The sequence below is a fragment of the Frigoribacterium sp. R86507 genome, from assembly GCF_044597695.1.
Classification (GTDB): Bacteria; Actinomycetota; Actinomycetes; order Actinomycetales; family Microbacteriaceae; genus Frigoribacterium.
In genome coordinates this window covers 858,639-876,318 of record NZ_CP139002.1, presented here as the reverse complement: position 1 = coordinate 876,318, position 17,680 = coordinate 858,639, and the positions used below count along the sequence as shown (strand labels likewise).

The following is a 17,680-nucleotide window of genomic DNA, read 5'->3' as shown; positions in this document are numbered from 1 at the left end:
CGAGCTATTCGAAGCGCTGCCACACGGGCTTGTTCGCGTACGTGTAGCGGTAGTAGTCGGCCAGCTGCAGGTCGGCCGCGGCGGCCTCGTCGACCACGATCGTCGCGTGCCGGTGCAGCTGCAACGCGCTGCCCGGGCACATCGCGCTGAGCGGCCCCTCGACCATGCCCACGACGGCCGCCGCCTTGGCCGACCCCTGCGCCACGAGCACGACCTCGTGCGCGTCGAGGATGGTGCCGAGCCCCTGGGTCAGGCAGTGCGTGGGCACCTGCGACGGGTCGTCGAAGAAGCGCGCGTTGTCGGCCCGGGTCTGCGGCGCGAGCGTCTTGATGCGGGTGCGCGAGGCGAACGACGAGGTGGGCTCGTTGAAGCCGATGTGCCCGTTCGCGCCGATGCCGAGGATCTGGATGTCGATGCCGCCCGCGTCGACGATGGCCTGCTCGTAGTCGACGACGGCCGCCTCGATGTCGCTCGCTCGGCCGTCGGGCACGCGCACCTTCGTCGCGTCCATGCCCAGCGGCACGACGACGTCGCGCTCGATCACCGACGCGTAGCTCTCGGGATGCTCGAGCGGGATGCCGACGTACTCGTCGAGCGCGAACCCGGAGGCGCGGCCGAAGTCGAGCTCGCCCGCCGCGACCCGGGCCGCGAGCGACGCGTAGATGCCGGTCGGCGACGACCCGGTCGCGAGGCCCAGCACGGCCTCGGGCTCGCGCTGCACGACCGACGCGATCTTGAGGGCGGCGACGCGGCCGACCTCGTCGGCGTCGCGGACGATGATGATCTCCATGGGGGCTCCTTGCTGACGCGGCGTCAGGTGATGTTCGCCACGACCGACGCGATGTACGCCTCGCGTTCTTCCCGCGAGGCCGGCCGCCCGGGCACGCCCGGACGCTGCTGCCACGGTAGCGGCCCCGACTCGTGCCGGTACTCGACGCCGATGGCGTCGAGGCGTCCGAGGTGCACGGCGAGGCGTGTGGAGAAGTCGTCGAAGTCCCGCGGTTCGGTCGTCCAGAGCGCCTCGGCGACGGCGCACAAGCGCGGGAAGGCGAAGAAGTCGACGGTGCGGGGCGAGTCCATGTGCTCGGTCCAGATGTTGGCCTGACCGCCGAGCACGTGGCGGGCCTCGGCCTCGTCCAGGACGGCCGGCACCGGCTCGAACGCGTACACGTCGGCGAGGGTCAGCGGGATCGACACGGGGATCGGCTCGTCCGGGCCCTCGGACTGCCGGTAGTCGAGGTAGACCTGGTCGTCCGGGCAGGCGACGACGTCGTACCCGCGTCGCGCGGCCGTGACGGCCCCGGTCATGCCCCGCCACGACGCGACCGTCGCGCCGGGCGACATCGTCGCGTTCCCCTCGAGGATCTCGTCCCAGCCGAAGGTGCGTCGTCCGGCGGCCGTCAGATGCGCGTCGAGCCGGCCGATGAACCACGCCTGCAGCTCTTCCTCGTCGGCGAGGCCGCGGTCGCGCATCAGCTCTCGTGTGCGGGGGTCGGCCTGCCACTGGGCCTTGGGGCACTCGTCGCCGCCGATGCCGATCCAGGTGCCCGGGAAGAGCTCCATCACCTCGTCGAGCACGTCGGTGTAGAAGTCGACCGTCGACTGCTCGGTGTTGAGCACGTCCTCGAAGATGCCCCACTCGGTGCCGACGGCGATCTGCCGGGGCGATGCCACGGGCGTGCCGCCGACCTCGACCGCCCCGACGCCCAGGTGCGGGTACGCCGTGATCGCGGCCATCGAGTGGCCCGGCACGTCGACCTCGGGCACGACCGTGATGTGGCGGGCGGCGGCGTAGGCGACGACCTCGCGGATGTCGTCCTGGGTGTAGAAGCCGCCGTGCGGCCGACCGTCCTGGGTCGCGTCCGGCCCGGCCCCCACCTGCGTCGACTCCCGCCAGGCACCGACCGAGGTGAGGCGCGGGTACTTCGTGATCTCGATGCGCCAGCCCTGGTCCTCGGTGAGGTGCCAGTGCAGCGTGTTCAGCCGGTGCAGCGCCATCAGGTCGACGAAGCGCAGCACGTCGTGCTTCGGCAGGAAGTGCCGGGCGACGTCCAGGTGCGTCCCCCGCCAGCCGAAGCGTGGCCGGTCCTCGACGTCGACGGCGGGCACCACCCAGTCGACCCCGGTCACGAGGGCCGACCGGTACACCGCCGCGGGCAGCAGCTGACGCAGCACCTGTGCCCCGTGGAACGCGCCGGCCGCGTCGCCACCGGTGATGCGCACCCCGGCGGGTCGCGCCTCCAGGCGGTAGGCCTCGGCTCCGAGCGATGGATCGAGGTCGAACGAGATGCCGGTGCCGTCGGCGCTGCCCTCGCGCAGCGGCAACCCGGTCGCCGGGCGCAGCGCCTGCTGCAGCCAGGCGACGACGCCCGCCAGCTCGTCGGGCGCCGAGACGCGCGTCGCCGCGTCGAGGCGGAACGCCCCGGAGGCGCGGGTCAGTCGAGCAGGACGCGGCACGATCGCGACCGGTGCGGTCTCGGGCGTCCCGGTGCCGGCCCGCGCGGTGGTCGAGGGGGTCGAGGGTGCGTTCGTCACGGGGTCAGCCCTTCACGGCGCCGGCGGACATGCCGGTCACCAGGTTGCGTTGGATGATCATGAAGAAGACGACGACCGGCAGCGAGAACAGCACCGAGGCCGCCATCTGCCCGCCGAAGTCGGTGCCGCTGGTGGGCGTGCTGAACGAGGCCAGCCAGACCGGCAGCGTGTACATCGACTGGTCCTTCATGAACGTGTAGGCCACGAGGTAGTCGTTCCACGCCGCGATGAAGGCGAAGATGCTGGTCGCGATCATGCCGGGCAGCACGAGCGGGAACATGATGCGCGTCAGCACCTGCCAGGTGCTCGCGCCGTCGAGCTGCGCGGCCTCTTCGACCTCGACCGGGATCGCCAGGAAGAACCCGCGCATCACCCAGATCGAGAACGGCAACGTCGACGCGACGTACGCCAGGATGAGCCCGCCGTAGGTGCCGAGCAGCCCGAGGCTGTTGAAGATCAGGAACTGCGGGATCAACAGGGCCGTCGCCGGCAGCATCTGCACGATCAGGATGAACACCATGATCGTGCGCCGCCCGCGGAACCGGAACCGCGACAGGGCGGCCGAGGCGAACAGGCCGAGCACGATCGAGAAGACGACGGCGCCGACCACGACGATCACGCTGTTGCGCAGGTTCGTGAAGAAGTCGGACTGCGTGACCGCGACGACGAAGTTGTCGAGGGTCGGGTTCTGCGGCCAGAACAGCGGGGTCGCCGTCATCACCTCGGGGCGCGGCTTGAACGCCGTGTTCACCATCCAGTAGACGGGGAACAGCCAGACGAGGCTGAAGACGATCGCGATCGCGTTGCTGACCCAGCGGGGCTTCCGGCGGCGCCGGGTCGGGCGGGCGCTCGACGGGCGGCCGGTGCCGTGGCCCGAGCGCGCCTCCTTGGTTCTCTCGTCGCGCGCGACGGTCTCGGTCGTCGTGGTGCCGACGCCGGCGGGTGCGGTCGTGGTCACAGGTCTTCTCCGGATCGGACGAGGTTGCGGACGTAGAACGCGGTCAGCACGACGAGCAGCAGGGTGGTGACCACCGAGATGGCGGCGCCCTGCCCGATGTCGAAGCCGACGAACGCGGTGACGTAGGTGAAGACGCCGAGGGTCGAGGTGGCGTCGTCGGGGCCGCCGGCCGAGACGAGCCAGATCTGGTTGAAGACGTTGAAGTCCCAGATGATCGACAGGATCGTGATCAGCAGCAACGTCGGCTTGAGGAACACCAGGGTGACGGTGCGGTAGACGCGCCACTCGCTCGCACCGTCGAGTCGCGCGGCCTCTTTGTACTCGAGCGGGATCTGCGTCTCGGCGGCGTACATGGTCAGCGCGATGAACGGCACGGCCTGCCACACGATGAGCAGCCAGATGCTCGTGTAGGCGAGCGCGGCGTCGTTCGACCAGTCGACGTTGGTCATGTCGCCGAGCAGGCCGGTCTGGGTGAGCAGCCAGTTGACGACGCCGTAGCCGGGCTGGAACAGCCACTTCCAGACGATCGACGACGCCACGTTCGGCATCGCCCAGGCGAGGATGAGCACCACCGTCACCGTGTAGCGCATCGGCGTGCCGAGCCGGGTCAGCAGGTGCGAGACGCCCGTGCCGATCAGGACGCTGCCGCCGACCATCGCGGCCGTGAAGACCAGGGTGCGGACGAGCGACCACCAGAAATCGGTGTCGGCCAGCAGGGTCGCGTACTGCTGCACGCCGACCGAGTCGTACGCGCCGGTGAAGAGCGAGCGCTGGTCGTAGTCGGTGAACGAGGTGAACACCAGGAAGACGATGGGTGCGACCGTGACGGCGAGCAGGACGATGCCCGCGGGCGACAGCAGCCAGAGCGGGGCGAGCTGACGCTTCTTCCCCGGCCGCACCGGAGCCTTCCGCTCGTTCTTCGGACGCCGGCCGCCCTTCTGGTCGGGCGCCGCGCCGGGCGGGGTCTCGGTGAGACCGGGGGCGATCGAGAGGGCCACGGTTCCTCTTTCGGTTCGAGTCCAGGAGGTGCGGGTCGAGGGGGTGGGAGCGTCGCGCGGTCGGATGGTCGCGCGACGCCCCCGGAGGCAGCAGGTGCTGCCGGTGCTGCCGGTGGCTCGGCGCTAGTCGTTCAGCGCTTCGTCGGTGGCCTCGTCGAAGGACTTGGCAGCCGCCTCGGGCGACTTCGAGCCCGAGACCACCGAGGAGAAGAGCTGGTTGATGCTCTTGTCGCCCTCGAGGGCCGCCCAGTTCGCGCTGGCCGGCGTGGCCTTCGAGTTGAGCGCGGCGTCGAAGAAGCCCTTCTGGATCGGCGTCACCACGCTGCCGGCCGCCTCGATGCCCTCTTCGCTGTTCGGGATCCAGCCGTCGTTGCCCACGACCCATTCGCTCTGGATGTCGGGGCTCGTGGCGATCTTCGTCCACTGCAGGGCCAGGTCGGAGTTCTGGCTCTTGGCCGCGATGCCCCAGTCCGAGCCGCCCAGCATGACCGGCTGCGTCTCACCCGACCTGCCCGGCATCGGGAAGGTGCCGAAGTCGTCGTCGGTCAGGGCGGGGTTGGCCTTCTGGATCAGGTCGATCGAACCGTTGGTGTGCAGGATCGTCGCCGTCTTGCCGTCGGCGAAGACCTGCGTCTGGTCGGGGGCATCGGTGTCGAGGGTCTGCGACGCGGGCGTCGAGTAGGCGTTCTGGAACTCGGTGAAGTCGGCCAGGCCCTGCTGCGCCTCGTCGCTCTCGAGGCCGGCCTTCCAGGTGCCGTCGCTCGAGGTGGCGATGTCGCCGCCGGCGTCCCAGACGAACTGCATGCCCGCGTACCAGTACTGGCCGGGCAGGTAGAAGGCCGAGAAGTCGGACGCCGTGTTGGCGGCCTTCACCTTGTCGAGGTCGGCCGTGAGCTCGTCGTAGGTGGTGGGGGCCTCGGTGATGCCGGCCTCGGCCCACATCGTCTTGTTGTAGATGACGGCGCGGGCACCGGCGAAGCCCGGCACGGCGTAGAGGGAGTCGTCGACGGTCGCGGGCTCCTCGAGACCGGTCAACCAGGTCTGCCCCTGCTTCAGGTCGTCCCGGTACGGCGTCAGGTCGAGGAGCGCACCGTTGGCGGCGTAGCTGGCGACCTGCGTGTTGCCGAGGTCGAGCACGTCGGGCGGCGTGCTGGTGGCGAGCGCCGTGCTGATCTTCGTGGTGATGCCGTCCCACTGCTGGATCTGGACGTCGACGTCGGCGCCCGTCTGCTCGGTGAACTCGGCGTTGATGGCATCGATCGTCTCGGGCGTGTAGTCACCCGTCATGACCCAGACCGTCAGTGTCTTGCCGTCGCCCTTGGTGGTGGGTACGGCCTGGGGCTCGTCGGACGAGCTGCCGCCCGTGCCCGAGCTCGAGCAGGCGGTCAGGGCGAGTGCCGCGGCCAGGCCCAGGGCCCCGACCGCCGTGTAGCGTTGGATTCGCAATTTCATCTCCTCGTCGTCGAAGCGGGGATGCCGCATCGCTGTGGTCCCGGCCCGCGCTCGCACAAGCGTCGGGTCGGGAATGCGGCACGGGCCGGGGCCCTCGCCGCCTCCGGGGGTGGGCCCCCGAGGTCTGTGGTGGGGCGTTCGCCCCGGGCCGCCGACGAGCCGCTCGCCGGGGTCACGTCAGCCCCAGTTCGGCCTGCAGCACGAACGACGCCGCACCCCGCAGGGCGAGGTCGGTGCCGCTGCCCGCGATGCTCATGGTCAGGCCGTTGCTCACGGCCGACAGCGTGCGCTGCCGCACGGTGTCGCGGGCGGCCCGCAGCAGGGCGCCCTCGACCAGGTCGGCGGGGCCCGACAGCACGACCTCGTCGATGTTGAGCGCACTGATGATGGGGGCGAGCACGAGGCCGAGCGCGCGCCCGGCGTCGTGCAGCACGGCCCCCCGCGATCCCTCGTCGTGCTGCAGGAGGCGCGCCCTCAGCTGCGGGGCGGCCAGCACCTCCTCAAGGCAGCCGCGTCGACCGCACGCGCACACGTCACCGTTCTCGTCGACCGTCACGTGCCCGATCTCACCGGCCGAGAACTGGTCGCCCTCGACGAGCGAGCCGGCGACGACCAGCCCGACGCCGACACCGTGGTCGATCGTCACGACCATGAGGCTCTGCCCGGCCGGGGCTCGCCCGGCCACACCCTGCCCGGCCGTCTCGCCGAAGGTGCGGATGCCCACGGCCGCGGCGTTGGAGTCGTTGCCGACGTGGACGGGCAACCCGACGTGGTCGGAGAGCCGGGACCGCAGGGGCAGGTCGTACCAGCCGAGGTGGACGGCGGTGCGCACGACGCCGTCGTGGTCGACGATGCCGGGGGTCGCGACCCCGACACCGAGCAGTGGGCGGGTCGTGCGCGAGCCGAGGTCGTCGACGAGTCGTTCGACCAGGGACACGGCGGCCTCGCCGACGGCACCCTCGAGCTCGACGCCGGCGCGCTCGACGACCCCGCCCCTCAGGTCGACGACGGCCCCGACGAAACGGTCGGCGTTCGACAGGTCGACCGTGACGATGTGGAAGGCGTCCGACTCGATGCCGACGAGCGTCGCCGGTTTGCCGACCCGGGCGTCGTCGCGGACGCCGAGCTCGCGAGCGATGCCGTCGTCGATCAGTTCGGCGACGAGTGCGGAGACGGTGGGGCGCGTCAGGCCCGAGCGACGAGCCAGGTCGGCCCGGCTCATCGAGCCGTCGCGGTAGAGGGCCTCGAGGACGAGCGAGCGGTTGTGCGCGCGGACGGGCGGTTGCTGCTGCCGGGTGATCGTCGTGGTGGTCACGGGCGCGTCCTCTCGTCTCGGCATCGTCGCCGACCTCGGACCCGTTCGCAGGGCCCGTCGGCAGCGGTGCCGGGTGGCGTCGCCGTGGTGGCGTGCCGTTAGTAAATGGGCCTTACAAACACGTGTCAAGGTGCGTGGCGGCGAGTTTACGCACACGAAACACCGGCGGTCAACACCCGAAACATCGCGACCCCCTCCTGCCGGACCCCTTGCCGGGACCTGGTTCGTAAGCTTTACTAACAAACATGTCCACGCCCGCCTCCGTGTCCGTCGCCGCGCCTCCCGGCGCTCTCGACGACGCGCGGGCGGGTGCCTCCGGGGCCGGATCGACGGGGCGGCCGTGAGGGTCGGCCTCGACATCGGCGGCACCAAGATCGACGCGGTCGTCGTCGACGGGTCCGGCGCCCCCGTCCACCGTCTCCGCCTGCCCACGGGGTTCGGCCCTGACTCCGTGTTGGCGAACGCGGCCACGGCGGTCAACTCGTTGGCGGACCGCGTCGGCGTCGCCGTCGGGGCCTTCGAGTCGGTCGGCGTCGGCATCCCCGGCTTGGTCGACGGCACCACGGGGCGTGTGCGGCACGCGGTGAACATCGGCTTCGACGACGTCGCCGTGGGGTCCACGTTGAGCGCCCGGCTCGGGGTGCCGGTCCGGGTCGAGAACGACGTCAACGCGGCGGCCCTGGGCGCGTACCTCGCCATGTCGCTGTCGGGTTCGGTCGGCTACCTCAACCTCGGCACCGGCCTGGCCGCGGGCCTCGTCGTGGACGGCGAACTCTGGCGCGGCTCGCGAGGCGTCTCGGGCGAGATCGGGCACGTCCCCGTCGACCCCGGGGGCGAACTCTGCCCCTGTGGGCAGCGCGGGTGCCTCGAGACCGTCGCGGCCGGCGCCGCGGTGTCACGTCACTGGCCGACCGAGGGGGCGTACCCGGCCGTGGCGCTGTTCGCGGCGGCCGACGCCGGCGACCCCGAGGCCGTCCGCGTGCGTGCCGACCTCGCGGCGGGGGTGGCGGCCGCGGTGCGCCTCCTCGTCCTGACGACCGACGTGGACTCCGTCGTGATCGGGGGCGGGCTCAGCAACCTCGGTCGCCCCCTGCTCGACGACGTCGCCGGTGTGCTCGACCGCTGGGCGGCGGGGTCGCCGTTCCTCGCCTCGCTCGAGCTCTCATCGCGCATCGAGCTGCTGCCGCCGGGGTTCCCCGTGGCGGCCGTCGGTGCGGCGACGGTCGGAGCCCGCGGGTCGGCCACGGCGACCGCAGCCGCCGTCTGACCGCCGCCACGGCGCTCTGCCCCCACGCCCCTGCGTTGCCACACCGCCACACCGCCACACCGCCACACCGCCACACCGCCACACCGCCACGAGATGGTCACCGCACCAGGCGAAAACCCGGCGCTGTGACCATCTCGTGGCGCGGTGCCCGCAGGTGCTGCGCTAAGCCCGGGCCACCCGCAGCGTCACGATCTCGAACGGGCGCAGGGTGAGCTCGACCGCGGCCCCCGCCGTCCAGCGGCCCGAGCCGGCGGCGCCCTCGGCCAGCTCGCGCTCGATCAGGTCGGTGCGCCATGCGTCGCCGAACCCGCTGGCGGCGTCGACCGTGACCGTGGTCGCCGCCCGCGCGCCCCGTGCCTCGTAGAGCCGCACGATCAGGTCGCCCGAGCGGTCCTCGGCCAGCTTGACCGCCTCGACCAGCACGGCGGGCGACGACGACGTGACGAGCGGTGCCACCGCAGCCCCGGACGATCCGTCGACCCGCCGGACGGGCAGGTTGAGGCGGTAGCCCGCGGTCGCCGCCTCGAGCACGTCGGGCGCGACCCGCACCGACGAACGCAGCACGTGTCGGCCCTGGTCGGCGTGGGGGTCGGGGAAGGTCGGGGCCCGCAGCAGCGACTGCCGCACGAGCGTCGTCGTGCCGCCGTCACCGCCGTCGGCCGAGTCGCGGGTGCTCCGGGTGATGTCGTGGCCGTACGTGGCGTCGTTCGCCACGGCCACGCCGAAGCCGGGCTCGGCGACGTGCACCCAGCGGTGCGCGACGGTCTCGAACCGGGCGAAGTCCCACGACGTGTTCTGGTGGGTCGGGCGCTGCACGTGGCCGAACTGCACCTCGGAGGCGGCCCGGTCGGCGTGCACGTCGAGCGGGAACGCCAGCTTGAGCAGCTTCTGCCGCTCGTGCCAGTCGACCTCGGTCTGCACGTGCAGCTCGGCCTCACCGTCGTCGAGCCACCAGCGCTGCACGATCGTCGAGTCGCCGACGCGACGGGTCACGACGAGGGCCCCACCGTCGGCGACGACCGATTCGGCCTCGACCAGGTCGGTGCGGACGTTCTTGTAGGCCTGGTCGACGTCCCACGCGTCCCATTGGTTGGGGGTGTCGCGGAAGAGTTGCAGCAACCCGAGCCGTGCGCCCGGGGCGACGAGGTCGCGCCCCGACGTGGTGTCGACGAGCGAGGCGACGAGGCCGTCCCCGTCGAACACGGCGCGCACGAGCCCGTTGTCGAGTACCCAGCCGCCGTCGGAGGCGACCGGTGCCACCGACCCGACCCCCGCCTCCTGGGCCTGACCCGAGGCCGAGCCGGCCGAGGCGTCGACCCCGGCCGCCGGGACCGGCCCGGCGTTGAACGTGGTCGTCGCCGACCCCGACCCGGCGAGCGCCCGCTGGGCCGACCCGATGATCGCCTCGAGCTGCTCGGCGACCCGGGCGTAGTGCCGTTCGGCCTCGTGGTGCACCCAGGCGATGGACGAGCCGGGCAGGATGTCGTGGAACTGCTGCAGCAGCACGACGTGCCAGATCTGCTCGAGCTCGTCGTAGGGGTAGTCGAGCAGGCGGCGCGCCGTCGCCGTGGCGCTCCAGAGCTCGGCTTCGCGCAGCAGGTGCTCGCTGCGGCGATTGCCCTGCTTGGTGCGGGCCTGCGAGGTGTAGGTGCCGCGGTGGAACTCGAGGTACATCTCGCCCGACCAGACGGCCGGGTCGGCGAGTTCGTCCCGCGCCTGGGCGAAGAAGGAGGCGGGGGTGCCGACGGTCACGCGCGGTGAGCCCTCGAGGTCTGAGGCCCGTCGTGCGGCCGCCATCATCTCGCGGGTCGGGCCGCCGCCGCCGTCACCCCAGCCGAACGGGACGATCGAGACGTTCGAGTACCCCTTCTCGGCGTAGCCGCGCTCGGCGTGGGCGAGCTCGGCCGGCGAGAGGTCGGAGTTGTAGGTGTCGACCGGCGGGAAGTGCGTGAAGACCCGGCTGCCGTCGATGCCCTCCCACAGGAAGGTGTGGTGCGGCATGCGGTTCGTCTCGTTCCAGGACTCCTTCTGGGTGAAGAACGAGCTGGCGCCGGCGGCGCGGGCGATCTGCGGCATGGCACCCGTGTAGCCGAACGAGTCGGGCAGCCAGACCTCGTCGGCGTCGACGCCGAACTCGCGGAGGAAGAACCCCTTGCCCGCGACGAACTGACGGGCGAGCGCCTCACCGCCGGGCATGTTCGTGTCGGACTCGACCCACATGCCGCCGACGGGCACGAACCGGCCCTCGGCGACCTTCTGCTTCACCCGCTCGAACAGCTCGGGGTAGTGCTCCTTCAGCCAGGCGTACTGCTGGGCGCTCGAGGCGGCGAAGACGAAGTCGGGGTCGTCGTCCATCAGCGCGACGACGTTCGAGAAGGTGCGGGCGACCTTGCGCTGCGTCTCGCGGACGGGCCAGAGCCAGGCCGAGTCGATGTGGGCGTGCCCGGTCGCGACGACCCGGTGGGCGCTCGCGTTCGCCGGCGCCGCGAGCACGTCGGCGAGCGCGGCCCGACCGGCCGTCGCCGACCCCGCGACGTCGGCGTGGTCGACGACGTCGCACATCCGGTCGAGGGCCCTCAGGATCTCGTGACGTCGCGGCGAGGTGAGCTCGAGGGTGCGCATCAGCCCGACGAGCGTCCAGACGTCTCGATCGAGTTCGGCGACGACCTCGTCGCGTTCGGCGAGCACGATGCTGCGCAGGGCGTAGATCGGGGCGTCGCCGGCTGTCTCGGGGTCGCCCAGGGGGGTCTCGCCGTGGAAGTCGTCGCCGCCGATGTCGGGGTTCGACGCGGCCTCGACGTAGACGTCGATCGTGCTGCCCGGGGTCACGCCCGCACCGATCGCGGTCAGTGGCACGTAGCCGTTGTACGGCTCGATCGCCTTGACGATGGTGCCGTCGGGTCGCCAGACGAGGCCCTCGGCCTGGAACCCGGGCTGGCGGATGCTGAAGCCCAGGTCGACGACGAGCTCGAGGGCGGTGGCGGGGTCGGTGCCGAAGTCGTCGGGCACCGTCCCCGTGACGTGGAACCACGTGGTGCCCCACGGGCGGCTCCACGGCGAGCCGACGGCGAACGGCTCGTACGTCTGCGAGACGGCCTCGGCGAAGGGGACCGGCTCGCCCGGCGCCTCCCAGGCCGTGATCGTCAGCGGGACGGCCCGACGGTAGACCGCCGGTGTGATGCGGTCGCGGACGAAGCGGTCGATGCGGGCTTCGACGAGGACGGTGTTGTCGTGCATGGGATCAGTCTCCTGACGGGCGCGCCGAGGCGCACGGTGGGGCGGGTCGTTCTGTGGATCGGGAGGGCGGCGGAGGCACTGGTGGGGAGGCGCGTCACCCCTTCACGGCACCGGCCAGCGCGTTCGAGCCGCCGAGGGTCCGCGAGACGAGCACGTACAACGCGATGACGGGCACCGAGTAGACGATCGAGAACGCGGCGAGCTGGCCGTACGCCACCGAGCCGTACTGCCCGAAGAAGTTGAAGATGCTCACGGCCGCGGGCTGCTTGTCGGGGCTGAGCAGCAGCACGAACGGCACGAAGAAGTTCCCCCACGCCTGGATGAACACGAAGATGAACACCACGGCGATGCCCGGCCGCATGAGCGGCACGACGATGCGCGTCAGGGTCGAGAACATCGAGGCCCCGTCGGTCCACGCGGCCTCCTCGAGCGAGATCGGCACCGAGTCCATGAAGTTCTTCGCCATCCAGATCGCCATCGGCAGGCTGGTCGCGGCGAGGAAGAACACCGTGCCGCCGATCGAGTCGATCAGGTTCAGCGAGACGAACAGGCTGTAGACCGGCACCATCATCGCGGTGATGGGCAGGCCGGTGCCGAAGAGGATGCCGTAGAGGAACGGCTTGTTGATGCGCATCCGGTACCGCGAGAGCGGGTACGCCGCGAGGATCGCCACGACCACGGTCACCAGGGCGCAGCCACCCGACACGATGAGGCTGTTGGCCAGCGGCACGAACGAGATCTCGGGCGTCAGCACGGCGGTGAAGTTGTCGAGAGTGAACTGAGACGGCACCTTGGCCGACAGCGTGGCCGACGGGTCGAACGAGGCCAGCAGCAGCCAGACGAGGGGCACGGCGAAGCAGATCGCGATGACGATCAGCACGGCGTTCGAGACGGCCTTCATGCTGCGGCCGCTGGGTGAGGTCATGCCCATGGTCAGTCGACCTCCGGTTTCAGGGCCCTGATGTAGATGATCGAGAACACCGCTCCGACGAGCAGCATGATCGTGGCGATGGCCGTGCCGAAGCCCAGCTGCGAGAACTGGAAGGCCTCTTGGTAGGCCAGGATCGGCAGCGTCGTGCTGTTCGTGCCCGGTCCGCCGCCGGTCATCACGTAGATCAGCGTGAAGACCGAGAGCGTCTGCAGCGTGGTCAGCATGAGGTTGGTCGAGATGCTGCGTCGGATGACCGGCAGCGTGATGTAGACCAGGCGTTGCCAGCCGGTGGCGCCGTCGACCTCGGCCGACTCGGTGATCTCGGGGGGCACCTCCTGCACGGCCGCCGAGTAGACGAGCATCGAGAACGCGGCGCCGCGCCAGATGTTGGCGAGGATCACCGAGAGCATCGGCATCGCGTAAAGCCAGTTGGCGCCCGTGACGCCGAACCACGACAGGACCGTGTTGAGCGTGCCCGCGTCGTTGAAGAACGCGTAGGCCGCGAAGGCGGCGACGATCTCGGGCAGCACCCACGCGGCGATCACGAACGTGCCGACGATCGAGCGCACGACCTTGTGGCCGTTCCGCATCAGCAGGGCGAGTCCCAGGCCGACGACGTTCTGGCCGACCACGGCCGAGAAGAAGACGAAGGCGAGCGTCAGCAGCACCGACTTCGGGAAGTCCGGGTCGGCGAAGAGCTCGGTGTAGTTGCGGAACCCGATGAACTCCGACCCGCCGGCGGCGTAGCCGGTCAGCGAGGCGTCGGTGAACGAGCCGTAGAAGCTCGAGATGACGGGCCCCAGCAAGAACAGGGCCAGCAGCACGAAGGCCGGGACGAGCGGCAGGGTGCGGGCACCGGTGCGCAGGGCGCGCGCCTTCGACGCGCCCGCCCGACGACCCGGCTTCTCACCGTGGGGCCCGGGGCCGGGCCCGGAGGCCCCCGGTCGGCCGCTCTCACGGCCGACCGGGGTGGGGGCGATGGTCGCCATCCGGCTAGTCCCCCGCCTTCTGTGTCTGGTCCTCGCCGACGATGCCGACGAGTTGGTCGTCGAACGCGGCCGCCGCCTCCTCGGGAGACTGCTGCCCCGTCATGACGGCCTCCATCGCGACGGTGATCTCGTTCGAGATGCGGCTGTAGTCGGTGGTCGCCGGACGGAAGTGCGTCACCGGCACGATCGACGAGAAGAACTCGAAGGTCGGGTTGCTGCCGACGTACTCGGGGTCCTCCGCGACGTCGCTGCGCACCGCGATCTGGCTGGCGGCGATGTCGTAGCTCTGCGAGCCGTCCTTGTCGAGGGCGTCGGCGATGAACTCGAACGCCTTGTCGGGGTTCTTCGTCTTCGAGCCGACGGCCAGCGTCCAGCCGCCCGACATGCTCGTCGCGCCCGGCTTCGCACCGTCCTGGGTGGGCATGGGCGCCTGGCCCATCACGTCGTTCCACTCGGGCCACGGGTTGGTGCCGGTCTCGAGCCAGGTGCCGCTCATCCACGAGCCGTCGAGGGCGATGGCGAGCTTGCCCTGCGGAAGCCACTCACCACCGACGATGGTGGCGATGTTGGTGTCCAGCGCCTCCTCGGGTTTCGGTCCGATGCCGCCCTGGTAGACGTCCTCGATGAAGCCGAGCGAGTCGACGAAGCCCTGCGAGTCGGTGAGCCACTTGCCGGTCTCGTCGTCGTAGAGGGTGCCGGTCGGCGTGCCGTAGAGCAGCATCTCGAAGCCCTGCATGGTCGCGCCCTCGCCCTGCGGCTTGCCCGAGTAGACGTTGAGCGGGACCACGTCGGGCACCTTCGCCTTGACCGTCTCGGCCGCGTCGAGCACGTCCTGCCAGGTCTTCGGCTCCCACGGCACGGGGAGGCCGGCCTGCGCGAAGAGGTCCTTGTTGTACCAGAGGGCCCGCGTGTCGGTGCCCATCGGGATGCCGTACGTCTTGCCGTCCTCGCCGACGCCGGCCTCCTTGGCGTTGTCGTAGAACTCGTCCCAGTCGTCCCAGGCCTCGGTGTACTCGTCGAGCGGCAGCAGGTATCCGGCGGCCGCGTCGCTCTTGACCTTGAACGTGTCCTCGTACATGACGTCGGGTGCGGTGGCCGCCGACCGGTTCATCAGCGCGAGCTTCGTGAAGTAGTCGTCGTTCTGTGCCGCGATGGGCACGAACTCGACCTTCATGCCGGGGTTGGCCGCCTCGAAGGTCTTGGCGGTCTCCTTCATGTGGGCGTCCATCTGGGTGAACGTGCCGAACTTCTGGTACGCGACCTTGATGGTGTCGGAGTCGCCGCTGCCGGCACCCCCCGAGCAGCCCGAGGCCAGCAGGGCCGTGGCGACCGCCGCGGCGGCGACGGCCAGTGCGCGCTTGCGCCCCCGGGCCGAGGTGAACGTGCGTGACATGGTGCTCCTTTGCTCCAGTCGCGTCGGCGCCGGGCTGCTCTGCCCGACCGCGATTCGATTACTACATCGTATGGAGTAACTCGTGTCAAGATCCTTGCGCGCAACGGTCCGGTAACGACGCGACGGCCGAGGAGGCGCGGGCCACGACCGCAGGAGGGGCGGGTCCTGACGCCCCGAGGCGCTGGTCGACAAGCGCAGGAGGCGCGGCTCGGCCCCGTCAGGCGCGGATCAGCAGGGCGGACGGTCGCGGCGAGAACGTCTGGTCGAGCACCAGGCAGGCCGCTCCGACGGCCGCGACGTCGATGCCGATCGACGACTCGACGAGCCGGATCGGATGCTTCGGGACCAGCGCCGGGTCGTCGCGGAGCGCGGCCGGCAGCACCGCGAGGACGTGCCGCGACAGTGGCGCCCAGAACGGCCCGCCGAAGACGACCTCGTCGAGGTCGAGCAGGTTGACGATGGTCACCAGGGCCCGGGCCAGGTGTCGCCCGGCCCCGTGCAGCACGTGCAGGGCCCCGGCGTCGCCCGCGTCCGCCTTGCCGACCAGGGCGACGAACGCCTCGTCGATGCGACGCATGTCCACGTCGTCCCCGCTGCGTGCCGCCTCGGCGAGCGCGTCCTCCGACACGTCTCCCTCGACCAGCACCCCCGTGGCGACGGCCTCGCGCACGAGGGCGTGCGGCGTGATCAGCTCGCCCACGCAGCCGATCCGCCCGCAGGTGCAGCGGTGACCGTGGTCGTCGACCATCACGTGCCCCGAGTCCCCCGCGTTCGCACTGGCCCCGCGCAGCACGTCGCCGCCGAGCACGAGCCCGGTGCCGTAGCCGGTGCCGTAGTAGACGAAGGCGAAGTCGCTGCGCTCACCCGCGCCTCCGTCGCTCAGCCAGAGCTCGGCGACCGCGCAGGCCGTGACGTCCTTCTCGAGCAGGACCGGCAGGCCGGTGGCCTCGCTCAGCGCCCGGCGCAACGGCACGTGCCGCCAGAGCGGCATCATCGGCGGATCGAGCACGAGGCCGGGCCCGATGTCGACCGGGCCGGGCGAGGCGATGCCGACCCCGAGCAGCAGGTCGCGGTCGACGCCGCTCGTGACGACCAGCCCGTCGATGGCCCGCGCCATCAGGGCCACCACCTCGTCGGGTTCGCTGGCGGACGGGGTCAGCTCGCGGGCGTGGGCGACGACCGTGCCCACGAGGTCGAGCAACACGAACGTGAGCACGGCGGGGTCGACGTGCACGCCGACCGCGAAGCGCCCCCGCGACTCGAGCTGCAGCATGGTGCGGGGCTTGCCGGGGCCGCTGATGACGGTGCCGCTCTCACGGATCAGGCCCGACTCGATCAACCGTCGCGAGACGTTCGTCACGGCCTGGGGGCTGAGCCCGGTGCGCCCGGCGATCTCGGTCCGGCTCAGGCCCGTGCTCTCCCGCCGGATCGCGTCGAGCACGACCGACCGGTTGTAGCCGCCGATCGCCGGCAGGTTCGTCCCGCGGTTCATTCTCGTCATCATCCACGACGTCCGGGGTCGCGCGCAGACCGCGCCCCGTCATCCGCCCGGCGGTGGTGCCCGTCGGGACGCGCCGTTACCCTGAATCCATGTCTGGACTGCGCCTCGAAGAACTGTCCGCCGCCACCGTCGTCGCGGCCAACAACCTGACGCTCAAGCCGGGGCAAGAGCAGTTCGTCGCCCCCGTCTCGCACTCGATCGCCGAGGCCTACGTCAACCCGACCACCGCTTGGCCCCGCGTCGTCGTCGACGACGACGACACGGTCGTCGGCTTCATCATGGGCAACTTCGACGCCGAGGCCGACGACGAGGCGCTGCGCAGCTGCATCTGGCGCATCAACGTCGAGGCCGACGCCCAGGGCCGGGGCATCGGGCGGTTCGCCGTCCACGCCCTCGCCGACGAGGCCCGCAGCCGCGGCTTCGACCGGGTCACCGTCATCTACGAGCCGGGCGACGACGGGCCCGAAGAGTTCTTCCACCACATCGGCTTCGAGGTCATCGGCGAGACGCCCTACGGCGAGCACGTCGCAGGGCTGACCCTGGCGTCGTCGCAGGTCTGAGCCGGCACCGCGAGAGGCCGACGTCGTGACACCGGACGGGCCCGCCCCCGGCGACGAGCCCGGGTCCGCCACCGGGACCGGGCTCGGCCTCGAACCCGACCTCGACGCGGGGCCGGGACGCGCAGCCGGCTCCGGGCCGCATGCCGACGACTTCGTCTCGCGGGTGATCGCCGTGGTCGAGTCGATCCCGCCTGGCCACGTCATGACCTACGGCTCGGTCGCCGCGGCCCTCGGCTCCCGGGCCTCTCGCGGCGTCGGCCAGGTGATGGCGTACGCGGGGGCCGACCTGCCCTGGTGGCGGGTGATCCGCGCCTCGGGCCATGCCCCGCGCGACCACGAGCAGCGGGCCCTCGAGCAGTACCGCGTCGAGGGCACGCCTGTGCTGTGGAGCCGGTCGGGTACCTTCCGCGTCGATCTCGAGCGCGCCTCCTACCGTCCCTGACCGGGCAGACGCTCGCGACCGGACCGACTCTCGTGACCGGACCGGGCGGACTCGTCGGAGACGGTCGGCCACGACCGCCCGACTCCCCCGGACTCGCCCGCC

General features: G+C 71.2%; 14 protein-coding genes. 3 read left to right on the top strand and 11 right to left on the bottom strand.

The genetic code is table 11. The features are described 5' to 3' along the window. Positions 1-4: 4 nt before the first annotated feature. The 6 genes from nagB to SJY14_RS04240 all read right to left on the bottom strand — a co-directional run bounded on the left by nagB (position 5) and on the right by SJY14_RS04240 (position 7,258). The gene (gene nagB / locus SJY14_RS04265) at positions 5-790 is read right to left on the bottom strand and encodes a glucosamine-6-phosphate deaminase (RefSeq protein ID WP_396599878.1); all 786 of its coding nucleotides are present in this window, start codon (positions 788-790) and stop codon (positions 5-7) included. Between the two features lie 23 nt (positions 791-813). Beyond that, the gene (locus SJY14_RS04260) at positions 814-2,535 is read right to left on the bottom strand and encodes a beta-N-acetylhexosaminidase (protein WP_396599877.1); all 1,722 of its coding nucleotides are present in this window, start codon (positions 2,533-2,535) and stop codon (positions 814-816) included. Between the two features lie 4 nt (positions 2,536-2,539). Beyond that, positions 2,540-3,493, bottom strand: a complete 954-nt coding sequence (locus SJY14_RS04255) for a carbohydrate ABC transporter permease (protein WP_083396367.1) — start codon at positions 3,491-3,493, stop codon at positions 2,540-2,542. Continuing rightward, positions 3,490-4,491 (bottom strand): carbohydrate ABC transporter permease, encoded by a 1,002-nt coding sequence (locus tag SJY14_RS04250; RefSeq protein WP_396599876.1) that lies wholly within the window; start codon positions 4,489-4,491, stop codon positions 3,490-3,492. Before SJY14_RS04250 ends, SJY14_RS04255 begins: the two co-directional genes overlap by 4 nt. A gap of 123 nt (positions 4,492-4,614) precedes the next feature. Continuing rightward, a complete protein-coding gene (locus tag SJY14_RS04245; RefSeq protein WP_396599875.1) occupies positions 4,615-5,937 on the bottom strand; it encodes a sugar ABC transporter substrate-binding protein in 1,323 nt (440 codons plus the stop codon). Positions 5,938-6,115: 178 nt separating this feature from the next. Continuing rightward, the gene (locus SJY14_RS04240) at positions 6,116-7,258 is read right to left on the bottom strand and encodes an ROK family transcriptional regulator (RefSeq protein ID WP_071256316.1); all 1,143 of its coding nucleotides are present in this window, start codon (positions 7,256-7,258) and stop codon (positions 6,116-6,118) included. Positions 7,259-7,598: 340 nt separating this feature from the next. Here SJY14_RS04240 and SJY14_RS04235 point away from each other — a divergent pair, with 340 nt between their 5' ends. Continuing rightward, entirely contained in the window at positions 7,599-8,525 is a 927-nt protein-coding gene (locus tag SJY14_RS04235; protein WP_396599874.1) for an ROK family protein, read from the top strand. A 162-nt stretch (positions 8,526-8,687) separates the two neighbouring features. On the opposite strand, the gene SJY14_RS04230 is transcribed toward SJY14_RS04235, so the two are convergent. From SJY14_RS04230 to SJY14_RS04210, 5 genes are all read right to left on the bottom strand, one after another. Beyond that, positions 8,688-11,762, bottom strand: a complete 3,075-nt coding sequence (locus SJY14_RS04230; RefSeq protein ID WP_396599873.1) for an alpha-mannosidase — start codon at positions 11,760-11,762, stop codon at positions 8,688-8,690. A 94-nt stretch (positions 11,763-11,856) separates the two neighbouring features. Continuing rightward, positions 11,857-12,693 (bottom strand): carbohydrate ABC transporter permease, encoded by an 837-nt coding sequence (locus SJY14_RS04225; protein WP_071256311.1) that lies wholly within the window; start codon positions 12,691-12,693, stop codon positions 11,857-11,859. Between the two features lie 2 nt (positions 12,694-12,695). Next, positions 12,696-13,682 (bottom strand): carbohydrate ABC transporter permease, encoded by a 987-nt coding sequence (locus SJY14_RS04220; protein ID WP_396599872.1) that lies wholly within the window; start codon positions 13,680-13,682, stop codon positions 12,696-12,698. A gap of 4 nt (positions 13,683-13,686) precedes the next feature. After that, positions 13,687-15,075: an extracellular solute-binding protein gene (locus tag SJY14_RS04215; protein WP_396599871.1), complete on the bottom strand. Its 1,389-nt coding sequence runs from the start codon at positions 15,073-15,075 to the stop codon at positions 13,687-13,689. Between the two features lie 217 nt (positions 15,076-15,292). Next, the gene (locus tag SJY14_RS04210; protein ID WP_396599870.1) at positions 15,293-16,567 is read right to left on the bottom strand and encodes an ROK family protein; all 1,275 of its coding nucleotides are present in this window, start codon (positions 16,565-16,567) and stop codon (positions 15,293-15,295) included. Between the two features lie 98 nt (positions 16,568-16,665). Between SJY14_RS04210 and SJY14_RS04205 the strand changes: the two genes are divergently transcribed. Together SJY14_RS04205 and SJY14_RS04200 are read left to right on the top strand one after the other, a co-directional pair. Beyond that, positions 16,666-17,136 (top strand): N-acetyltransferase, encoded by a 471-nt coding sequence (locus tag SJY14_RS04205; RefSeq protein ID WP_071256307.1) that lies wholly within the window; start codon positions 16,666-16,668, stop codon positions 17,134-17,136. A 25-nt stretch (positions 17,137-17,161) separates the two neighbouring features. Then, a complete protein-coding gene (locus SJY14_RS04200; RefSeq protein ID WP_396599869.1) occupies positions 17,162-17,578 on the top strand; it encodes an MGMT family protein in 417 nt (138 codons plus the stop codon). The last annotated feature ends 102 nt before the right edge of the window (positions 17,579-17,680 follow it).

What these genes read in the sequence shown, in the direction of transcription:
- SJY14_RS04230 (WP_396599873.1), bottom strand. Translation starts at nt 11,762, where the DNA reads ATGCACGACAACACCGTCCTCGTCGAAGCCCGCATCGACCGCTTCGTC.
- SJY14_RS04205 (WP_071256307.1), top strand. Translation starts at nt 16,666, where the DNA reads ATGTCTGGACTGCGCCTCGAAGAACTGTCCGCCGCCACCGTCGTCGCG.
- SJY14_RS04225 (WP_071256311.1), bottom strand. Translation starts at nt 12,693, where the DNA reads ATGGGCATGACCTCACCCAGCGGCCGCAGCATGAAGGCCGTCTCGAAC.
- SJY14_RS04215 (WP_396599871.1), bottom strand. Translation starts at nt 15,075, where the DNA reads ATGTCACGCACGTTCACCTCGGCCCGGGGGCGCAAGCGCGCACTGGCC.
- SJY14_RS04220 (WP_396599872.1), bottom strand. Translation starts at nt 13,682, where the DNA reads ATGGCGACCATCGCCCCCACCCCGGTCGGCCGTGAGAGCGGCCGACCG.
- SJY14_RS04210 (WP_396599870.1), bottom strand. Translation starts at nt 16,567, where the DNA reads ATGAACCGCGGGACGAACCTGCCGGCGATCGGCGGCTACAACCGGTCG.
- nagB (WP_396599878.1), bottom strand. Translation starts at nt 790, where the DNA reads ATGGAGATCATCATCGTCCGCGACGCCGACGAGGTCGGCCGCGTCGCC.